General features: G+C 50.4%; 11 protein-coding genes and 1 tRNA gene. 1 reads left to right on the forward strand and 11 read right to left on the reverse strand.

The window, feature by feature from the left end; translation table 11 throughout:
* Positions 1–11 precede the first annotated feature (11 nt).
* The 6 genes from AC5FXQ_RS00875 to AC5FXQ_RS00900 all read right to left on the reverse strand — a co-directional run bounded on the left by AC5FXQ_RS00875 (position 12) and on the right by AC5FXQ_RS00900 (position 14,989).
* Entirely contained in the window at positions 12–2,798 is a 2,787-nt protein-coding gene (locus AC5FXQ_RS00875) for an outer membrane beta-barrel protein (protein WP_493600618.1), read from the reverse strand.
* A 380-nt stretch (positions 2,799–3,178) separates the two neighbouring features.
* Positions 3,179–4,417 carry an OmpA family protein gene (locus tag AC5FXQ_RS00880; RefSeq protein ID WP_493600619.1) on the reverse strand — a complete coding sequence of 413 codons (1,239 nt, stop codon included), beginning with the start codon at positions 4,415–4,417 and terminating at the stop codon, positions 3,179–3,181.
* Between the two features lie 12 nt (positions 4,418–4,429).
* Positions 4,430–5,425, reverse strand: coding sequence for a PorP/SprF family type IX secretion system membrane protein (locus AC5FXQ_RS00885; RefSeq protein ID WP_493600620.1), 996 nt, complete (start codon positions 5,423–5,425; stop codon positions 4,430–4,432).
* A 27-nt stretch (positions 5,426–5,452) separates the two neighbouring features.
* Positions 5,453–12,805 carry an HYR domain-containing protein gene (locus tag AC5FXQ_RS00890; RefSeq protein ID WP_493600621.1) on the reverse strand — a complete coding sequence of 2,451 codons (7,353 nt, stop codon included), beginning with the start codon at positions 12,803–12,805 and terminating at the stop codon, positions 5,453–5,455.
* Between the two features lie 461 nt (positions 12,806–13,266).
* Entirely contained in the window at positions 13,267–13,968 is a 702-nt protein-coding gene (locus AC5FXQ_RS00895) for an MgtC/SapB family protein (protein WP_493600622.1), read from the reverse strand.
* Positions 13,969–14,083: 115 nt separating this feature from the next.
* A complete protein-coding gene (locus AC5FXQ_RS00900) occupies positions 14,084–14,989 on the reverse strand; it encodes a magnesium transporter CorA family protein (protein WP_493600623.1) in 906 nt (301 codons plus the stop codon).
* 343 nt (positions 14,990–15,332) lie between these two features.
* Here AC5FXQ_RS00900 and AC5FXQ_RS00905 point away from each other — a divergent pair, with 343 nt between their 5' ends.
* The gene (locus tag AC5FXQ_RS00905) at positions 15,333–15,674 is read left to right on the forward strand and encodes a hypothetical protein (RefSeq protein ID WP_493600624.1); all 342 of its coding nucleotides are present in this window, start codon (positions 15,333–15,335) and stop codon (positions 15,672–15,674) included.
* Positions 15,675–15,769: 95 nt separating this feature from the next.
* Here AC5FXQ_RS00905 and AC5FXQ_RS00910 read toward each other — a convergent pair.
* The 5 genes from AC5FXQ_RS00910 to AC5FXQ_RS00930 all read right to left on the reverse strand — a co-directional run bounded on the left by AC5FXQ_RS00910 (position 15,770) and on the right by AC5FXQ_RS00930 (position 18,004).
* A tRNA-Leu gene (locus AC5FXQ_RS00910) sits at positions 15,770–15,853 on the reverse strand.
* A gap of 23 nt (positions 15,854–15,876) precedes the next feature.
* The gene (hscB, locus tag AC5FXQ_RS00915; RefSeq protein WP_493600625.1) at positions 15,877–16,407 is read right to left on the reverse strand and encodes a Fe-S protein assembly co-chaperone HscB; all 531 of its coding nucleotides are present in this window, start codon (positions 16,405–16,407) and stop codon (positions 15,877–15,879) included.
* A gap of 100 nt (positions 16,408–16,507) precedes the next feature.
* The gene (locus AC5FXQ_RS00920) at positions 16,508–16,798 is read right to left on the reverse strand and encodes a putative quinol monooxygenase (RefSeq protein ID WP_493600626.1); all 291 of its coding nucleotides are present in this window, start codon (positions 16,796–16,798) and stop codon (positions 16,508–16,510) included.
* Between the two features lie 48 nt (positions 16,799–16,846).
* Positions 16,847–17,200, reverse strand: a complete 354-nt coding sequence (locus AC5FXQ_RS00925) for a hypothetical protein (protein WP_493600627.1) — start codon at positions 17,198–17,200, stop codon at positions 16,847–16,849.
* A 27-nt stretch (positions 17,201–17,227) separates the two neighbouring features.
* Positions 17,228–18,004, reverse strand: coding sequence for an SAM hydrolase/SAM-dependent halogenase family protein (locus AC5FXQ_RS00930; RefSeq protein WP_493600628.1), 777 nt, complete (start codon positions 18,002–18,004; stop codon positions 17,228–17,230).
* Between the last annotated feature and the right edge of the window lie 64 nt (positions 18,005–18,068).

An 18,068-nucleotide genomic window follows, 5' to 3' on the forward strand; every position in this document is an offset into this window, starting at 1 on the left:
GGCTATTTACCTCAGAACCGGAAAAGAGAATTTTGTCTACCACCAACTTTGCCGCCAAAATTGCGGATGTTATAGGTAAAAGTGAGCATTCCGTGCCGTGTTAGCATTTGGGTCTGATAATCCTCAATCAGGTTTTCCCTTATAAGCCTGTTGGCTGAAATATTCTGATCTAACAGATCGTAAACTGAGAGTTTCAGTTGGGCACGGTCGTTTTTCAAGAACAGCAGCGTAACCCCTGCGTTCAGTCTGCCATAGCTGTTCTGCAGGCCAGGCGCCACGTTGGAATTATACCAGTAGTCGAAAGTAGCTTCCCAAACAATTCTTTTCGGCATTCGCACAACTATCTCCGATTTAGAGATTCGGGTGCTGATGCTTAAGTTATTAAAGGCATTATTTTCGTAAGTACTACGTCTATGGCTCAAATCAAAAGATTGGCTCAATTCCAGCTTATCATCCAGGTTCATCCTGGCCTCCATTCCAGGTCTGAAATTCCAGCTCTGGCTGAAGCTTTGAGAACCGTTTAACAATATAAATGATCTATCATAGTTAACCTGCATATTGCCTCCGATCGAAAACTTATTCTTGTCATACTTAAAATCTTTCATCAAACCACCTCTTCCACTCAGCATCCAGTTACCGTCTGTGTTAACAGGTCTGCTCGTCTGCACACCGTTTTCATCAATTATTCTGGCTCTGGTTATGAAATTGTTTCGGACAGTGCCGTACACGTTCGCATTATAGTTGATAGACTTCTTGTTGTCGAATTTTCTGTAGTTCATGCTAAGCGTATTGGTTACTGTGGGCTTTAGGGATGGGTTTCCATAGGAAATAAACAGCGGATTAGTATTATCCACTACGGGTTGCAGGTAGGTTGCCATGGGTTCCTGCAGATTTACATTATAGCTAAAATTTAATTGCTTCCAGTTTACATTGAGGTTAGGAAATACATAAAAATAATTCTGCTTAATGTCTGGGATCGTCTGAAACCTGTTGTTGATGTTTAATGCAGTAAAGCGGATACCGGGTTGAAGAGTTACATCCTTTATCTTCCATCTAAGGCCTGAGGTAAAATAGTTTCGCCATCCGCTTCTATCGAGCCCGTTAGACAGCCCCGGCACAATAGTATCATACTCTCCGGTTTCGGGATCTGCAAGGTACGTGACTAACACATTGTCATTGTTAAAATACTCTGAATTTAGCGTGAAGGTAGCGCTTACGGCCTTGTTGAGAGGCTCCGTGTACGAGAGCGTATTGTATACCTCAAAGTCGTTCTGATCAGTATTCCGCAACTGATCAAGTAGCGTTGCTGTTGGGTCGGGCTGGTAAAAAATGTTTTCCGCTTCGTTAATTTGATCCTGTAAAGAAGAATACTGGTTCATTCTGCTGAATAGTGTCAGTCGCCTTCCTTTCTTTTCGAAGCTGCGTTCGAAACTAAGGAGATTCCCAAAGCCTATGCCCTCTCCGCTTATTTTTTCTTCATTGGTACTTTCATTCAGTAGGTTTCCATTGTTCCGGAAGGTGTTCGTATAAGCGTTTTGGTTAGCGTTCTGGTAAGAGAATTGAACACTTGGATTTATACTTAAGGTAGTAAGGGGGCCGAGTTTCCACTCTATCTTTCCGCCAATGCGGTGGCTTTCGCTTCTGCTGATTTGCATTCTGTTTCTACGGCTGTTGAGGGTGTCGCTTTTCAGAAACTGCTCTGAATTAACCACCTGGTTCAAATCTTCTCTGCTGTCGCCAAAAAAGTACTGCAGGTTCACTTTAGTGCCCCGCTTTGTTACCGTATTAAAGTTGGCGCCCCCACCCGAAGACTGCTGTATACCCTGACCCATACCTCCAAAAGAAATCCCATTAACCGAGATTCCTCCATTACTATTCATCCCAATACTGTTAAAGCCGCTACGGGCAAAACCTCCTATTCTCCTGATGTCGGCAAAGTCAAAACTGGCCCTGTTAAGGTTATTGGAGTACCCAATTATACTTACCTGCGAGGTGTCACGGAACATATTGACAATCCCCCCCACTTCATATCTTTCTTTTGTACCTGCACCGCCATATAGTTTGCCAAAGGCCCCCTTCTTAATTCCCTTTTTAAAGGTTAGGTTAATTACCTGCGGGATTTCCATAAAAGGCATATCGGGGTCGCGGCGTAGTGCTTCCGGGTCGTTCATTACCTGTACTTTATCGATCACATTTGCCGGCAGGTTGCGTGTGGCTATTTTAGGGTCGCTGCCAAAGAACTCTTTCCCATCCACGAGTATCTTCTGTACTGACTTGCCATACACCATGATGTTGCCCTGCTGGTCGACCGTAACACCTGGCAATTTGCGTAACAGGTCTTCCACTAACGCGGTGGGCAGGGTTTTGAAGGAGGAGGCATTAAATTCAAGTGTGTCGTTCCTGACCAGAACCGGGGGAGTTTCGGCTACAATCAGCACTTCATGGAGCAGGTTAGACGACTGCTCCATGTTGATGACACCAAGGTCGAGGGATGCCTTGTCCGGTGTGAGCTTGAATTCTTTTCTGTATACTTTAAAGCCCATCATAGTAATTACGACCCGGAGCTGCTGATCCAGCGGAAGACCGGGTACACGGAAGCTGCCTTTCTCGTCACTCATCCTGTATGTTACCATGACTGTGTCTGCAGCTGTATAAACGGCGACTGTGGCGTAAGGGAGAGCCCCTTTGGTTGCTTCATCAAGGAGGAGGCCTTTTAATTCCCCTTTCTGGCTTTGAGCCTTCAGTTCCGGAATAAAAAACGAGAACAGGAGTAGGCCTGAGAGCAGCACGTACTTCATAGAAACTAAATTAAGTTTGTTTTGCAGGCAGACATAAAATCTGCATTCAAACATTACCGCAGATCTAGTGACAACCTAAAAAGTACTACAAAATACATATATTTTATATATATTAAAAATAAGATATCGACGCTTTGCTTTCTTAGAAAGGGTAAATTGAAGTTTTCAACGCACCAGGGTTGTCAATTACAGGTAGAGGTACTTTCAAGTATAAATCTGATCCAGAAAGAATTTACACTTCCTGCTTGTGTACGCTGCACGGATTACGTGTAAGAGCAGTCTTTTTGAGACAAGCCTTGCCACATAAAAAAAGCAGGAGGCTACTTCTTTGAAGAATAACCTCCTGCATTCATATCCTGCTATTAAAAAATAATGATGCGCTATTGCAGCAGGTATAGCTCCGTTTTGCGATGTGCTTTGCCCTTGCCCGGGAGTACCTCGCCCTCCACTTCTACCTCGAAGGCCTTGTCCGCAAAGTAACGCTGGATGTAGGCCTTTACGCTCTGAGCGCGCTGCTCACTCACCCGCTGCTTTGCCGCAGGCTCCCCGTAGCCGTCGGAGTAGCCTTTGATTACAAAGGATGCTCCTTCCGGCTGCAGACGCAGGAAGCGGGACAGACCGGCCAGTTCGCTCAGGCTCAGGTGCACCCGGTTAAACTCGTTGTAGAGAACCAGCGTAGGTGTAGCGGCTCGCACGGGAGCTTTAACGGCCGGTTCCTCAGAGATCGACTCCACTGTTTGCTTAGGCGCTTCCTCTACCGTTGGTTCAGAAACAGCTTTCTCAACTGGAGCTGGCTCAGCCTCCTCAATAGTGGCTGTGGCAGCTGCCGCAGGTCGTTCGCCCAGCATGTAGGCAACGTAGCGCGGCGCCTCTTTACTGGTTCCGGTCACCCACAGGGTATAGTCAGCACGCTTGCTGAAGTAGGCGTTATACGTCTCCTTTCCATTTACCACACCTGGCAAACGCACAGCCTCTCCCGGCTGCCCGTTCTGCAAAGCGGCTCCGTAAATGTAGGCGGCCTCCCCCTCCTGACGGGAAAAATACAGTGAATCGTTGCGCACAAAAGGAGCGAACTCTGCCTGGTCGGAATTGACCTGCTTGCCCAGGTTGCGCGGGCGGGACCACGACTTGCCGTTCCACTCGCTCAGGTATAAATCGTCGTAGCCCTGTGAGCCAGCCAGTTCGGCGGCGATATAGAGCTGGCGTTGGTCTTCGGTCAGGTACAGGCCCAGGTTGTAAGAGTGGTTGCGCATGCGCGGCACGGGCAGCTCCTCCCCCTTCACAAACTCCCCGTTCGTCCACTTGTAAACGCTGATCTTCTCTGTCTTCCTGCCAGATTTGTGGTAGACGAACACTTCACCCGCCGCCAGGTTTCCGCCGATCACGGCGTTGATTTGGCCGGCGTTCAGGGCAAGCGCTCGCGCTGCCGCTTCCGGCTCTCCCCGTTGGGCGGTGTAGAGGTACTGGCCGCCTGCCTCTTTTTTGGTGACGAGCAGCATGTCCTCCCCTACCAGGGCCACACCGGCCATTTCATCATTGGTCTCCAGGAGTTTCGTCTGGGCCTGGCCTACTGTCATGGCCCCCAGCATCAATCCGATGGTGTATACGATCTTCTTCATTGTCTCTTCGCTTTACCAGATGGTCACTTGTTTTCCGTACTTGGGATACTTCACCGGGATCAGGTTATAGGTGAGGGAGATCTCGTTGGTGCTCCTGCTCACATGGCGGGCATTCTGCACCGGTAACTCATAGGCATAGCCGATGCGGAACTGATCGAGGCGGATGCCGGCGGTCGCGCTCCAGGCCAGGTCCTGGCGGTAGCTGCCCCCCAGCCAGAGCATGTTCTGGTACACCGCTTTGAGCTGCACTTCGGTGCTCTCTTTCAGCTGATCGTCATACTGCAGCATGCCGTTTGCCACCAGCCCGAACTCTTCGGTCAGGGCGGTGCGGTAGCCCGCCTGCACCAGGTGCTTACGGGTATAGAGGTCCTGCAGAAACTCGTCTCCGCCCGACACGATGCCGCCCTTGGTCACGTCCTGCATGGCATAGCCGATATAGAACTGATCGGCGGTCAGCGTCCAGCCCAGGTTCAGGTCCAGCTTGCCCTGGCGCAGGCGCTGGCCCAGCACCCCCTGGAACTCGGGATCGTTCTCATTGTCCACCGTGAGCCTGTTGCCGTCCAGGCGCTGGGCGCTGTACGTAAGCGCTCCGCCCCAACGCAGGCTCAGCTTTTCTGACAGTCGTACGCGGGAGCCATAGCCCAGGTGCACCTGGCTCTCGGAGAAGGGGCCGAATGCATCCTGTAGCACGGTCAAGCCAAAGGCATGGCGGGCGCCTCCCTGGCGGTCAAAGAAATCGTGCTGCTTGGTGCGCAGCACATCATTCTTCTGCCAGGCCGACAGGTCTGCCAGGTCAAGCTCCGCCGAGGCGAAGTAGGTTCTGGGAGCCCCCTCAAAGCCCGTCCACTGGTTGCGGTGGAAGCCCTTGAGCATGGAGCCCTCGTAGCCCGTCAGGGAGGGGTTGTAGTATTGCTGAAACAGCTGAAAGTTGGCGATGTGCTTTCTGTTCTGGGCACTCACGCCCAGAACAGCACCAACTAGTAATATGGATAGGATTAACTTTTTCATTTTAAAGATTTTCTAAGCGTTGCCGACTTATTTACCCAGGATGGTCACCACCCCGCGCTTCACCCAATTGATATCCCGCACTTCTACTGTGAAGAGGAAGGGCCCCTTGAGGATCTTTCCGTTCGGGCCGCGTCCGTCCCAACCCTTTTCCGGGTCCGTCGTCTCGAACACGCGCACGCCGGAGCGGTCGAACACCTGGATGTAGACCTCGTTGTAGAACCGCAGCTCAGGTATGGTCCAGTTGTCGTTGATGCCGTCGCCGTTCGGAGAGAAGGCGTTCACGATCTTGAGCTGGTCCACCGTGCGGTCGTAGGCCTGCTTGGTGAGCGTAAAGGTGTGCTCGATGCTGTTCTGGTACGGGTCGGTGCTGCGCACACGGATCGTGAAGCTGGTCATACCCGACAGTCCGTTATTGGACTTGAGGTAGACCTTATCGCCACGGATCTCAAAGAGCGCATTATGCGCGTCTCCATCGCCGCTTGCCAGGGTATAGACAAACTCGGTGTCATCCGGATCGGTGGTGGTCAGCGTTCCGATCACCTCCTCTGCTGTGGCTTCCGGCTTGAAGGTGGTGGCGCTGAAGGCAAGGGCAGTTGGCGCAATGTTCGGCTCTACCTCCACGATCACCTGGGCGGTCAGGCCTCTCAGGTTTGTGGTACCGTCAGCAAGTGTTAACTGGCCGGTTAATGGATAGATGCCTGCGATAAGGCCGTTGTAGGTCCCCTGCGCCCAAACCACACCGATCGCCTCGGTTGCACCGTCCGAGTAGGTGACCATGACGGTACCCGGAAGCGGTACGCCTGGGTAGGTAGTTCGGATCGGCACGTTGATCTGAGCCGGGCTTGCCACTGACACGATATCGCGTCTCACGGTTACCGTCTGGGTGGCAGTAGTCGAGTTGCCTGAAGCGTCGGTCACTGTCCAGGTCACAGTAGTGGTGCCGGTTGGGAATTCGACTGGCGCATCGTTGGTAACAGAAGCTACCGAGCAGTTATCTGAAGTGGCTGGCTCACCCAACGCTACGTTGGAGGCGCTCGTCTTGCCTGCGTCCACGTTCACTACAACAGCTGCGGGAGCCGTGATCATCGGTGCTACCTTGTCTTCTACTGTCACCGTGGCTACTGCAGTGGCTTGGTTGCCGCTGGCGTCTGTCACCGTCAGGGTCACCGTGTTCTCGCCCAGGTCTTCACAGCTGAAAGTACTCTTGTCAAGCGACATGCTGGCGATGCTGCAGTTATCGGAAGAGCCATTGTTCAGATCAGCAGCCGTAATGGTGGCATTGCCTGCGGCATCCAGTTGCACGGTGATATCCTTCACCAGTACCACAGGTGCCAGCTTGTCCTCTACTGTTACTGTTGCCGTGGCGGTGGCAGTGTTGCCGCTGCCGTCTGTTATCGTCAGCACCACCTCGTTGACGCCTACATTGCTGCAATCGAACGAAGTCCTGGACAGGGTCATCGCAGCAATACCGCAGTTGTCAGAAGAGCCTTTGTTGATGTCAGCTGCCGTAATGGTAGCCGCACCGCTAGCGTCCAGTTGGATGGTGATGCTCTGCGTGATCACCACCGGCGCCGACTTGTCTTCCACGGTTACAGTGGCCGTAGCCTTTGACTCGTTGCCGCTCTTGTCTGTTACAGTCAGCGTCACCGTGTTCTCGCCCAGATCCTCGCAGCTGAAGCTGGCCTCATCCAGGCTGAGCGTTTCGATGCCGCAGTTGTCTGTTGATCCATTATTGATCTGAGCCGCCGTGATGCTGGCTACGCCGTTGGCATCCAGTTGCACGACCAGGTTACGGGTAACTACTGTTGGGGCAATTCTGTCTTCCACGGTTACGATGGCCGTCGCCGAAGCCTGGTTGCCGCTCTTATCAGTCACAGTCAAGGTCACCGTGTTTTCGCCGAGATCCTCGCAACCAAAGTCCGTTTTAGATAGCTCTACTGTGGCAATGTCGCAATTGTCGTAAGAGCCATTATCGATCTGGCCGGCTGTGATCGTGGCTTTGCCTGTTCCGTCCAGTGCTACTGTGATGTTGCGTGTCAGCACCACAGGTGCAATGCTTTCCAGGACAGTGACAGTGGCAGTGGCAGAAGCAGAATTGCCATACTTATCGGTTACTGTCAGGGTCACCGTATTGGCACCTGTCTGGCTGCAGTCGAAGGCTGCTTCATCCAGCGTAATTGTCTCGATACCACAGTTGTCAGTAGAGTTGTTGTTGATCTGATCGGCTGTGATCGTCGCCTTGCCTTCGGCATCGAGCTGCACGGAGATATCACGGGTACGCACTACTGGCGCCAGATTATCCAGCACGGTCACCGTAGCCGTCGCGGTGGACTGGTTGCCACTGGCATCCGTCACAGTCAGTGTAACTGTATTCTCCCCGATGTTGGTGCAGTCAAACGTCGCTTTGTCCAGGCTCAGGGTTACGTCGCCGCATACATCCTCGCTACCACCGTCAACATCCGCTGCTTCGATAGTAGCAGTGCCGGAGGCGTTCAGGTATACCGTGATATTTTTGGTAATGGCCGCTGGTGCCACCTTGTCTTCTACTGTTACTTTTGCAGTTGCCGAGGCTGTGTTGCCGTTCACGTCTGTCACGGTCAGCACCACTTCGTTAGTACCTACATGGCTGCAGTCGAACGTTGTGTTCGAAAGCGTCATAAAGGCAATGCCGCAGTTATCGGTAGAGCCGTTGTTGATATCAGCTGGTACAATCTCAGCGTTACCATTGGCGTCCAGTTGAACCGTAATGTTTTTAGTCACCACGACAGGCGCCGCATTGTCTACTACGGTCACGACCGCTGTTGCTGTCGACACATTGTCGTTCACATCCGTCACGGTGAGCGTAACAGTGTTTTCGCCAATGTTCGAACAGTCAAAGCTTGTCTTGTCAAGCGACAGTGATTTGATGCCACAGGTACCGGTGCTTCCGTTGCTTATGTCAGCTGCGGAAATAGTAGCCTTGCCATCTGCATCCAGCGCTACTGTGATATCCCGCGCTTTGGCTACTGGCGCCACATTACCCACCACGGTCACAACTGCTGTTGCAGTGGAGCTGTTGCCGCTTGCGTCGGTCACGGTAAGTGTTACTGTGTTTTCACCTACCTGCGAGCAGTCAAATGAAACCTTGTCCAGGCTCAGCGAAGCAACGGCGCAGTTGTCAGATGAATTATCATTCACCTGCTCTGGCGTCAGCGACACAGTGCCGTCAGCGGTCAGGTAGAGCGTCACATTTTGTGCACGGGCTATCGGAGCGATTGTATCCACTACTTTCACCACTGCCGTTGCTGTGGCTTCGTTGCCGTTTACATCCGTTACTGTCAGAATTATGGTGTTGTCGCCCAGATCTTCGCAGCCGAAGTTCTCTTTATCCAGCGCTATACCTGCGATGCCGCAATTGTCGGTTGAGCCGTTATCGATCTGATCAGCTGTGATGGTGGCCTTGCCTGTTTCGCCCAGGGCTACAGTTATATTGCGCGTCAGCACTAAAGGCGCCAGCTTATCTTCTACTGTTATGATTGCAGTGGCTGTTGCTGTATTACCGCTAGCGTCAGTTACTATCAGTACCACCTCGTTCGTGCCCACGTTGCGGCAGTCGAAAGTAGTTTTATCCAGCGCTAGTCTCACCTCGCCGCAGAGATCAGAAGAGTTGTCATTCACCATGGCCGGTGTGATTGTTGCTGTACCTTCCGCATTTAGCTGCACGGTCAGGTTCTTCGCACGTGCAACAGGAGCTGTTTTGTCCTCTACCGTAACAGTGGCAGTAGCAGTGGAAATGTTACCGTGCGAATCTGTCACAGTCAGGGTTACTGTATTTTCACCTACGTCAGAACAGCCAAATTCAGTCTTGTCGAGCCCAATGGATCTGATGCCGCAGTTATCTGTGATGCCTCCGTCCAGCTGCTCTGCTGCTATTTCGACCTGACCGTCGTTATCCAGCTGTACCGTAATGTTGCGGGTTACAACTAATGGCTTCTGCGTATCCGTCACTGTCACCTCAAAGCTGATCGTGGCGGAATTGCCGGCAGCATCTGTGGCCACAAAGGTGTTGGTCGTTTTGCCTACCGGGAAAAGCTCTCCGGACGCAATTCCTACCGTCTGTTCGATGGTAACCGGTGCCGAGCAGTTATCTGTTGCAGTTGGCAGGTTGAAGGTCACCACCGCACCGCAGACGTTTAGATCCGTCTCCTTCGCCACGGCATTCACCGGCGCAAAAACAGGTGCTGTCACATCCCGCACGACAACCTGCTGCGTCTGCGTACTTTGATTGCCGGCCGCATCCGCATAGGTCCAGGTGATGGTATAGGTTCCCTGCGTCGTGTACTCAACCGGATCTGTGGTAGTGGCTGTCACGGTTCCGGATACGTTATCGGTGGCAGTTGGCGCTGTTGCTCGTACTGAACATTCACCGGTAAGTGTAGGCAGTGTGGCCACTACTGGCACAGGCGCCTCTTTGTCCTCCACACTCACCAGTTGAGTGGCGGTAGCCGAATTGCCGGCTTCATCGGTCACAGTCCAGGTCACGGTAGTCTGCCCCATCGGGAACAGCGCCGGCGCATTGTGCGTCACAGTTCCAACCTGACAGTTATCCGCAGTCACAGGCGTTCCGAGTGCTATACCTGATGCCGTGTTTTTGCCGGCATCCGTCGGCACTGTAACAGCAGCGGGAGCCGTGATGGTTGGCTTCACATTATCCACGACCGTTACGCGCTGGGTATAAGTGCTCTCGTTTCCGCTCGCATCTCTTGCCGTCCAGATCACTTGCGTGGTGCCCACCGGGTAGACCCCACTGGCATCCGCCGTATTTGTAAAGCTGTTGGTCAGGCTCACCGTGCCGCAGTTGTCCGCAGCAGTTGGGGCTGGCACGCTGACAGTTGCCGCGCAGGCATTGGCTCCCAGGGTATAGCTGATCGTGATAGTCGCCCCTCTGAAGTAAACCCCGTTCCACCAGGCGTAGAGGGTCAGGTTGTTGGTGCCCCCGTAACGGTATGTCGGGATGTTTCCGTTGAACGTAACTGTTTTGGTCTCCTGGTTCGGGTAAAAATCTCCTATCGCCGTGCCTGAAACATGAGGGCTAACATGCGACAGATGTGGGGCCTGTACTTTGAAAACAATGGAGAATGCAGTCATCACGGCCCCTGCCGGGAGTGGATCCTGGAAGCTGAACACGCTACCCCCTGACCCGATGTAGCGATTATCATCCGGTAATGTGACTGTCTTCGTTTCAGCTAATGGTTTTGTGATATCAGCCGGAGCTGTGATCACTGGCTTCACAAGATCCTGGGCCGAGAGTGTGGCCGCTGCAGAGGTCACTTCCTGATTGGCTTCGCCCTTCACCACAGCACGGTACTTTCTGTTATGCAAACCGGCTGTGTTGGTAATTGTCAGAGCAGATGTTGTTGTACCACTATACACGCCGCCATCGCCGATATCCTGCCAGGTGGTGGCAAATTCCTGCCATTGGTAAGCGATGGCATTGCTGGCGGTAACGCTGAAATTCGCCTCACTTCCCGGGCATACGTCCTTGTTAACCGGCTGCGCTGTAATGACAGGTACCGGCGGCGTGGCGCGCGTTACTGTAACAGTATAGGTTCTGGTCGTACCGTCTTCAGCTGTCACTATTACAGGGATTGCATTCGAGCCGATTGTGAGCGGAATAGCAACAGGCTGCCCGCTTGTGGCTATCGCTCCTTTCACGGATAGGCCGGATCGGGCATCTGCCAGAAATGCGCTGAGATCCAGTGACGACACGGTATGCGCTACGGCCGCAGTGTAGGAAATCGTACCAGTCTGAAAGGCCGGCTGCAGGGTTCCGGCAGACAGTGTCAGGTTAGCCAGATTTGCATTAGAAGAGAGTTCACCGGTCACTGACACGGCCATGATGTTAAGCTTTCCCCACGACGAACTTTTATCAAACCTGATGCTCTTAATCTTCTTGCTCTTGTTACCTGGCGAGAGAGCGAGTTTTACTTCATACAGACGTGGGTCCGACGTACTGTTCTCAATATAATCTGTACTTCGGGCAACCCTGCTTATACCCTGTACGGTAAAGTTGTCATTATAAAACCAATCAGGAAATGACCGGTCGGCGAAAACCTGCTCGGTACCGTCTTCAAACTCAACAGCTATGGTGACAGTACTGTTACCGTTTCCGGTAGTGCCTAACACAAATACGTCATCAGCTCTTCTAGGAAATACAAAGTTTAGTTTCTTTGTTCCTGTCTTTAACTGAAGCGCGTTGTTTGCAGTGTAAGGTGCAAGTTGGAAGGCTAGGCCGTTTGTAAAGGCACTGTTTATTCTTCTATTGGCTGGCAGGTAAGTCGTAGGTGCACCCTGGCTCCCTCTGAAGTCCTGTGCTACAAAAACGTAGTCTACTTCATCCACAATAGCTGTAGTGGAATACACGGCTGCCCCACTCCCATTAGCTACCACATCCGCATCAAAGCCTGTTACCTCGATTGGGGAGGACACAATAGGTGGTGGTGCCAAACGTGTCACAACAACAGAATAGGTCTTGGTGGTGGTGCCGTCCTGTGCCGTCACGACTACGGGAATCGTGTTGTTTCCAACATTCAAATTCACTGAAGAGGAAGTAGCGCCGTTCGTCAGCACAGTGCCATTTACACTTACAGAGGCATTGGCATCGGCTTTGGCAGGCGTAACAGCAACCGAAGACACCGCATTGGATACGCTGGCTGTATAGCTTACTGTATTGGCATTGAAGGCTGGAGATAAAGTTGTGTTAGATAATGTCAGATTTGACAGATTAGCATTGCTAGATGGTGGAGCTCCTACTACTAAATTGTCTAAATTTAACTCCAGAAGCCCCGAAAACATAAACGTGACTGAGTTCACCTCTACATCCTTTGATATAACTAGGCTCTGCCGGTTGCGTTCATAATACTCTTCCTGCGGCAGAGTACTTCCATTATAAGATATTCTTAAATATGGGGGTAAGTATAATCCTTGATCGGAGCACTTATAAGTAAGCCATAGGCTATAGAATCTGAATTTCTGGTTGTCTTTTCGCTTTATGGTAAAGCTGGTTGTCGCAGCGGTATTAAAATATAAACTGGCGCTATTATTGGCACCTCCATTACTTTTATTCTCCCAATTACCATTTATAAAACCTGACAGTTCATACTCTATCCCCCCAATATCAATTGTGGCAGTTGTATTCCAGGGCCAGTTATCCGTCTTGCCGCTTAGAGCTGCAGGGGTGGAGAAATCGTAGGTGAGTTGGCTCTGGGCATTAACGTCATGCGACAGACAGAGCCCTCCGCAGAAGACAAGAAGTATCGGCAGAAATTTCAAATAAGCTTTGAAAATGTCATAGCCTCTACCTCTCCTCCGCGAGTTGGAGAAAGCAATACTGGGGTTCATAAATTAGGTTGGTTGGTAAAACTATATCAATAAAAAGTCTATGTTATCCCAGCAAATTTAGGAGCTTACTATATAGTTTAATAACTATATTAATAATTCATTAGAAAATTATAATAGCTGAACCCAGGTTATTAACTCCTCCAAAAGTGATTAATCCATAAGTATTACTAACTATGCATAATCGGACTACTGGTGCAACATGACTGAACGAAGTTTTAACAGCGAAAACATTATGAAACTTCCAGAAGACACTCCTGCCATTCTCCTAAAATCACAGTCTCAGCACCAAGACTTTATTCTTTGAAAAATATATAAATTGAATACTTACAGCACTTTAAAGCAGCAGATGGTCTTCTTATACCTTTGTCTCAGCATCGCCAACGAAGGCATTCAGAAAGCCACACTCACCATCTTTAAAGGCATTGTCAAAATGGAGCCTGACCTGGATATGGCAGCCCTGTCTAAAAATCCTGCCCTAGCGAAATCTGGCCTACGTTTTTAAGGTCATTCAAGTCTTTATAGAAATGCTTCAGGTTCAGATTTTCAGGCACAATCACGTAGAGCTGAATTTTGGAGTTCTGCTTGTTCCGGGACTGAACGACATTGATATTCTTCGTGATGACGTCATGTTGCTCCAGTATGGATAATACCTTACTTGTCTCAATTTTATGGGACTGAAAGCTGATCTTCAGTGTTTTCAGCGTGCCTCCAATAAAGACCCTTTTACCGATCTTGTCCAGAATGGCGAGTACAAACAGCAAAAGAAAAGTAACCAGAACTGCCGCTTCATACATACCGGCACCTACCGCCAGTCCCACGGCAGCCACTGCCCATATGGTAGCTGCCGTCGTGAGCCCATGCGTGTTTCCTCCTAGCCTGAAAATGGCCCCCGCTCCCAAAAAGCCTATACCTGACACCACCTGTGCTGCAATACGGCCGGGGTCTACGTTGGGGTAGTCTGAGAATGTCTGCGGGATGTATATGGAGATGAGCATCAGCAGGCAGGAGCCTACTGAGATGATCATGTGCGTTCTTAATCCGGCGTTTTGTCGTCGGCTTTCTCTTTCCCAGCCTAGTAAACCACCTAGCAGGGTGCTCAAAAATAGTCTGATTACAATGCTGCTTGTATTGATCTCAGCTGATTCTAAAAAAGAAAAATCCATAGGGTGTCAGTAAAGGCAATGTGTAGTAGATTGCTTTACCTTCAGACCCTCCCGAAGGTTTGCCACTTCGGTATGGATATGCTGCAATATTTAAAGAATTAAAGCTCTTGTCGTGCTACACGAGCCAGCCCTTCCTCCGGAACCACAGGTAGATGAGGAGCGTGACCAGCCCCATCACGGCCAGCGTAGCAGGATAGCCGTAGGTTTTATCCAGCTCCGGCATAAACTCGAAGTTCATACCATAGACACCCGCTATGAAGGTGAGCGGCAGGAAGAAGGCCGAGAAGATGGTGAGCACCCGCATCACCTCATTAGTTTTCTGGGAAGAGAGCGAGATGTAAGTATTGATCAGGTTGTTGGTGCCATCGTTCACCTCATCGAACTGCGTCTCCACATGCACGAACAGGTCCTTCAGGTCCTGCACCTCCGTGGACTGAAAACCGTTCAGCTGCATGTTGTTCAGGATCACCTCTGACAGGCGAAGCACGCGTCTGCAAACGGTGGCCTTACGCTTCAGATGGTAGAGGCCTTTGGTGAGCGGTGGTATCCGCTTGTCCAAGAATGTCTTCGCTTCGTACATATCCAGCTCTTCGGCCAGGGCATGAGACGGGGCCTCGTACGTTCTGAATACGGCCTTGATCAGCTTGATGAGCAGGTCTGCGGGCGTCTTCACACGTTTTGTGTCCACGTACTTTTCCTGCACTTCCTGCATCAGTACTTCGGGGTTGCGGTGTATGGTGATGATGTACTTCTCCGAAAAGAAGATCGCGATCTTGTTGGTAAGTTCCTGTATCGTGTCGGCCTCGGGGTGGGCGCCTGTGTCGTAGACGCGGGCAATCATAAAGGCGGTGTCTCCGATGATCTCATACTTGGGCAGGTGCTCGGGCTGCAGCGAGTCAATAACGGAGGAGCGGTGCAAGCCATACTGTACGGCCACCTCCTGCAGCTCTTCTTCTGTGGGGCTCTCCAGGTCAATCCATTCCCAGCCTGCTGTCTCAAAAGCTATTAATGTTCTTTTCACTTGATGCGCTATCTGTCCTGTGATAGCAAGCAATATAAGGCTAATTGAATTCTGAAGGTACAGCTAAGTGAAATTAACGCCGTTGGTGTTTCCTGACTGCATCCACTTTCACATGCTTATGAACAGGGATCGAAACATGAAGTAGTTGTGGACTTATCAATTTGGCCCTCAGTAAAGTAACACCTCTCCCAGCTGAGATTAAAACCCAAGAGCTACCCCAGAGCATGATGAAGAATACAGGTATGCGAAACTGAAACAGACACGTTTGTGAATGACGATCATTATGAAACAAAAGAAATGGATAAGTTTTTGCTAATATTTAGCAAGACTAAATTCTATCACTATGAGAAGAATATTTATAGTATTCGCCCTAGCCATGTTCACATACTCTTCGAGTATTGCGGAACCAGAAACCATCCTAAAAAGCACTCCTAGAACAGAGGAGTACTGTGAGTTAAAAATTATACCTAGAGCATTGTTCCGAAACAGTATAACGGCGCGAGTTGACTTCGGTGGTGGTGATGATCTTTTGAAAGATCGAACAGGAAAGCAGGTACAATTTGCCTCTAATATGGCTGTCCTGAATTACATGAATAGCCAAGGGTGGGAACTGGTTGCCGTTCATACTAAACTCTATGAAGGTGACAGTAATACCTATTATGTAATGAAGCGAAAATTGGAATAGAGTCCAACGCAACACTCAAATGCTGTTGAGCAACTCTTATTAAACGAAAAAGCCCTGTAAACATATGATTTACAGGGCTTTTCATTTACTAAATGTACCTTGGGCCGGAGTCGAACCGGCACGAGTGTAACCTCATTGGTGTTTGAGACCAACGCGTCTACCAATTCCGCCACCAAGGCATTTTGTTCTATCTGATCGACTATCAGGAACGGGTTGCAAACTTAGATAAAGTTTCCTGAATACGCAACAAATATTTTTTCTTCAAATAGTAGGTTTTTACCTCCTGCAGGGCCTCTTCTTTGGTAACTCCATGAAGCTCAGGGTATCGCTGCAGCACCGGCAGAATATCATTTTCCAGTTGAGCCATGATGCCCGTGCTCTTCTCCCCTATTTCGTGCAGCTTGGCGGCGTCGAAGTCAAACTCCAGCTCCATCAGCTCCTCATTGATATCCATCATCTCCATCAGGAAATCGGCGGGCAGTTCGTTCTTGCCTTCTTCCAGCAGGCCATGCTCTTTCAGGATGTACTGCATGCGCAGGTCGGCATCGCTGAGGGTGCGGTAGGCGTTGGTGTTGAGCGTCGAGAGCTCCAGTATCTTCTGCTGTGTGCCCAAGTCTTCGTTGGCGTAAAAGTCCGGGTGGTACTCCCGGCTCAGTTCGTAATAGCGACGCTTGATCGCTTTCTCGTCCGGCAAAAAACTCTCAGGTATATGGTAAAACTCGAAGTAATTCATAGTTGGTAGTGTTCTGTTAGCAGGTATAAAGTAAACAGTATACGTAGCAAAGGTACAGGAATTACTGTTTGTTGGGCTTTAATTCGGTACTGCTATTTGTCTATACCTGCACCGACCGGTGTGACCAGGCTTGTGGCTTATCAGCAAATAAAGCTTTAGTGGCTTTCCATACCTGCCCGAACAGCTCGGAGTCGCGGTAGTTGTTGAGGTGTTCTTCGGAGTCCCAGAGGCTGTAGGTACTGTAAATATTGGGGTGGTTGAGGTCCTGCAGCAACTCCACGTGCTGGCAACCTTCAAAGGCACGAATCTTATCTTTTGATTTGCGGAAAATCTCCAGAAAATTTTCTGTCTTCTCTGGCTGAAATGTCATACGTACTATTCTGATCAACATAGCTTTGTTTTGGTAACAGCCCCAAATATAACAAAGACGTCTGACAGGTTAATTCGCTGCGCCTTTTCGTCTGGCAAAAGTGACAATTGCCAGTACCAGGTATGTTATAGCAGACAGACCGAAAACATATGGCAGATATTGCTTGCCCTCCTGATAAAAAGCCAATGTTATCACAGCAAGAGCTACCGACTCGATCAGCAGGCAGGATATCCTCACGCTGGTATGGGACCAATGATAAAGCTTTTCCAAAATTAATAAAGCCACAATAAGCAAACCCAGTCCAATAAGAAAGCTACCGGAAATGTAGCTGGCTTTCGATAACTTATCTGCTCCTTTCAACAGCAGCACCAACACAGTCAGCAGGTGCACCAATAGTCCGAATCGATGGCTTCTATCTTTCATACAAATCACTCATTCGCTCACTCCAGACTAAGCCCCCGGGTAAAATCGCACATCTACCTGCGAGTCGAAACCAAGGCCGAGCAGTTCGGCGGCGTTGCCCTTGTTGATGCCGATGCAGAGTTGGCCGAGGTGGTTGTAGAGGCAGCAGCAGTCGCCGTCTTCTACCTGGGTATAGTTCTGGTGGATGCGGCCGACAGTTTCGCGGCCGAAGTGCACGGTGTAGGTACGGCCATGGGCGATGGTCTCGACGCTGTCTTTGGTAATGTTGGTGATCAGGTTGCCGTAGCGGTCCACATGAATGACGTGCCCTGTTATGGAGTGGTCGTTGAGGCGCAACTGGCGGTTCAGCAGCTGCTTGTAAGAGGTGGTTCGCTCGCCCAGCACATCGATGTCGCCGCCTTTGGCCAGGTATAGCGCAGCAGGAGCCAACAGGTTTTTGGCTGGGAAAGGAAGCAGTTCCTCGTCCGTTTGCAGCTCCACCACTACCTCTGGCTCCCCGTCTGTCAGCAGCGAGAGCAAACCGTTGTCAGCGAGCAGAAAGTAGTGCCCTTTGTATTTTGCAGCATGGTATTTGCCTTGTTTACAACCGTGCGTGTCTACGGCCACCAGGTGCACCGTGCCTTCGGGGAATTCCCGGAAAGCGGATCCGATGACATACTCTGCCTGCGGAATATTAAAAGGCTCGATCCCATGGGAAATATCCACAATATGGGCCTGAGGCTGCAGGGACAGCATGGCGGCCTTTACGGCAGCTACGTAATGATCGGTGTAGCCAAAGTCTGAGGTAAACGTAATTACAGCCATAGAGCGAACTATAATTTGAGTAGATTTGTAATCTATATGTAACAATTTTAGCTAATTTACAGAA

The sequence above is a fragment of the Pontibacter sp. LHS1 genome, from assembly GCF_058932855.1.

What these genes read in the sequence shown, in the direction of transcription:
- AC5FXQ_RS00875 (WP_493600618.1), bottom strand. Translation starts at nt 2,798, where the DNA reads ATGAAGTACGTGCTGCTCTCAGGCCTACTCCTGTTCTCGTTTTTTATT.
- AC5FXQ_RS00880 (WP_493600619.1), bottom strand. Translation starts at nt 4,417, where the DNA reads ATGAAGAAGATCGTATACACCATCGGATTGATGCTGGGGGCCATGACA.
- AC5FXQ_RS00885 (WP_493600620.1), bottom strand. Translation starts at nt 5,425, where the DNA reads ATGAAAAAGTTAATCCTATCCATATTACTAGTTGGTGCTGTTCTGGGC.
- AC5FXQ_RS00890 (WP_493600621.1), bottom strand. Translation starts at nt 12,805, where the DNA reads ATGAACCCCAGTATTGCTTTCTCCAACTCGCGGAGGAGAGGTAGAGGC.
- AC5FXQ_RS00895 (WP_493600622.1), bottom strand. Translation starts at nt 13,968, where the DNA reads ATGGATTTTTCTTTTTTAGAATCAGCTGAGATCAATACAAGCAGCATT.
- AC5FXQ_RS00905 (WP_493600624.1), top strand. Translation starts at nt 15,333, where the DNA reads ATGAGAAGAATATTTATAGTATTCGCCCTAGCCATGTTCACATACTCT.
- hscB (WP_493600625.1), bottom strand. Translation starts at nt 16,407, where the DNA reads ATGAATTACTTCGAGTTTTACCATATACCTGAGAGTTTTTTGCCGGAC.
- AC5FXQ_RS00920 (WP_493600626.1), bottom strand. Translation starts at nt 16,798, where the DNA reads ATGTTGATCAGAATAGTACGTATGACATTTCAGCCAGAGAAGACAGAA.
- AC5FXQ_RS00925 (WP_493600627.1), bottom strand. Translation starts at nt 17,200, where the DNA reads ATGAAAGATAGAAGCCATCGATTCGGACTATTGGTGCACCTGCTGACT.
- AC5FXQ_RS00930 (WP_493600628.1), bottom strand. Translation starts at nt 18,004, where the DNA reads ATGGCTGTAATTACGTTTACCTCAGACTTTGGCTACACCGATCATTAC.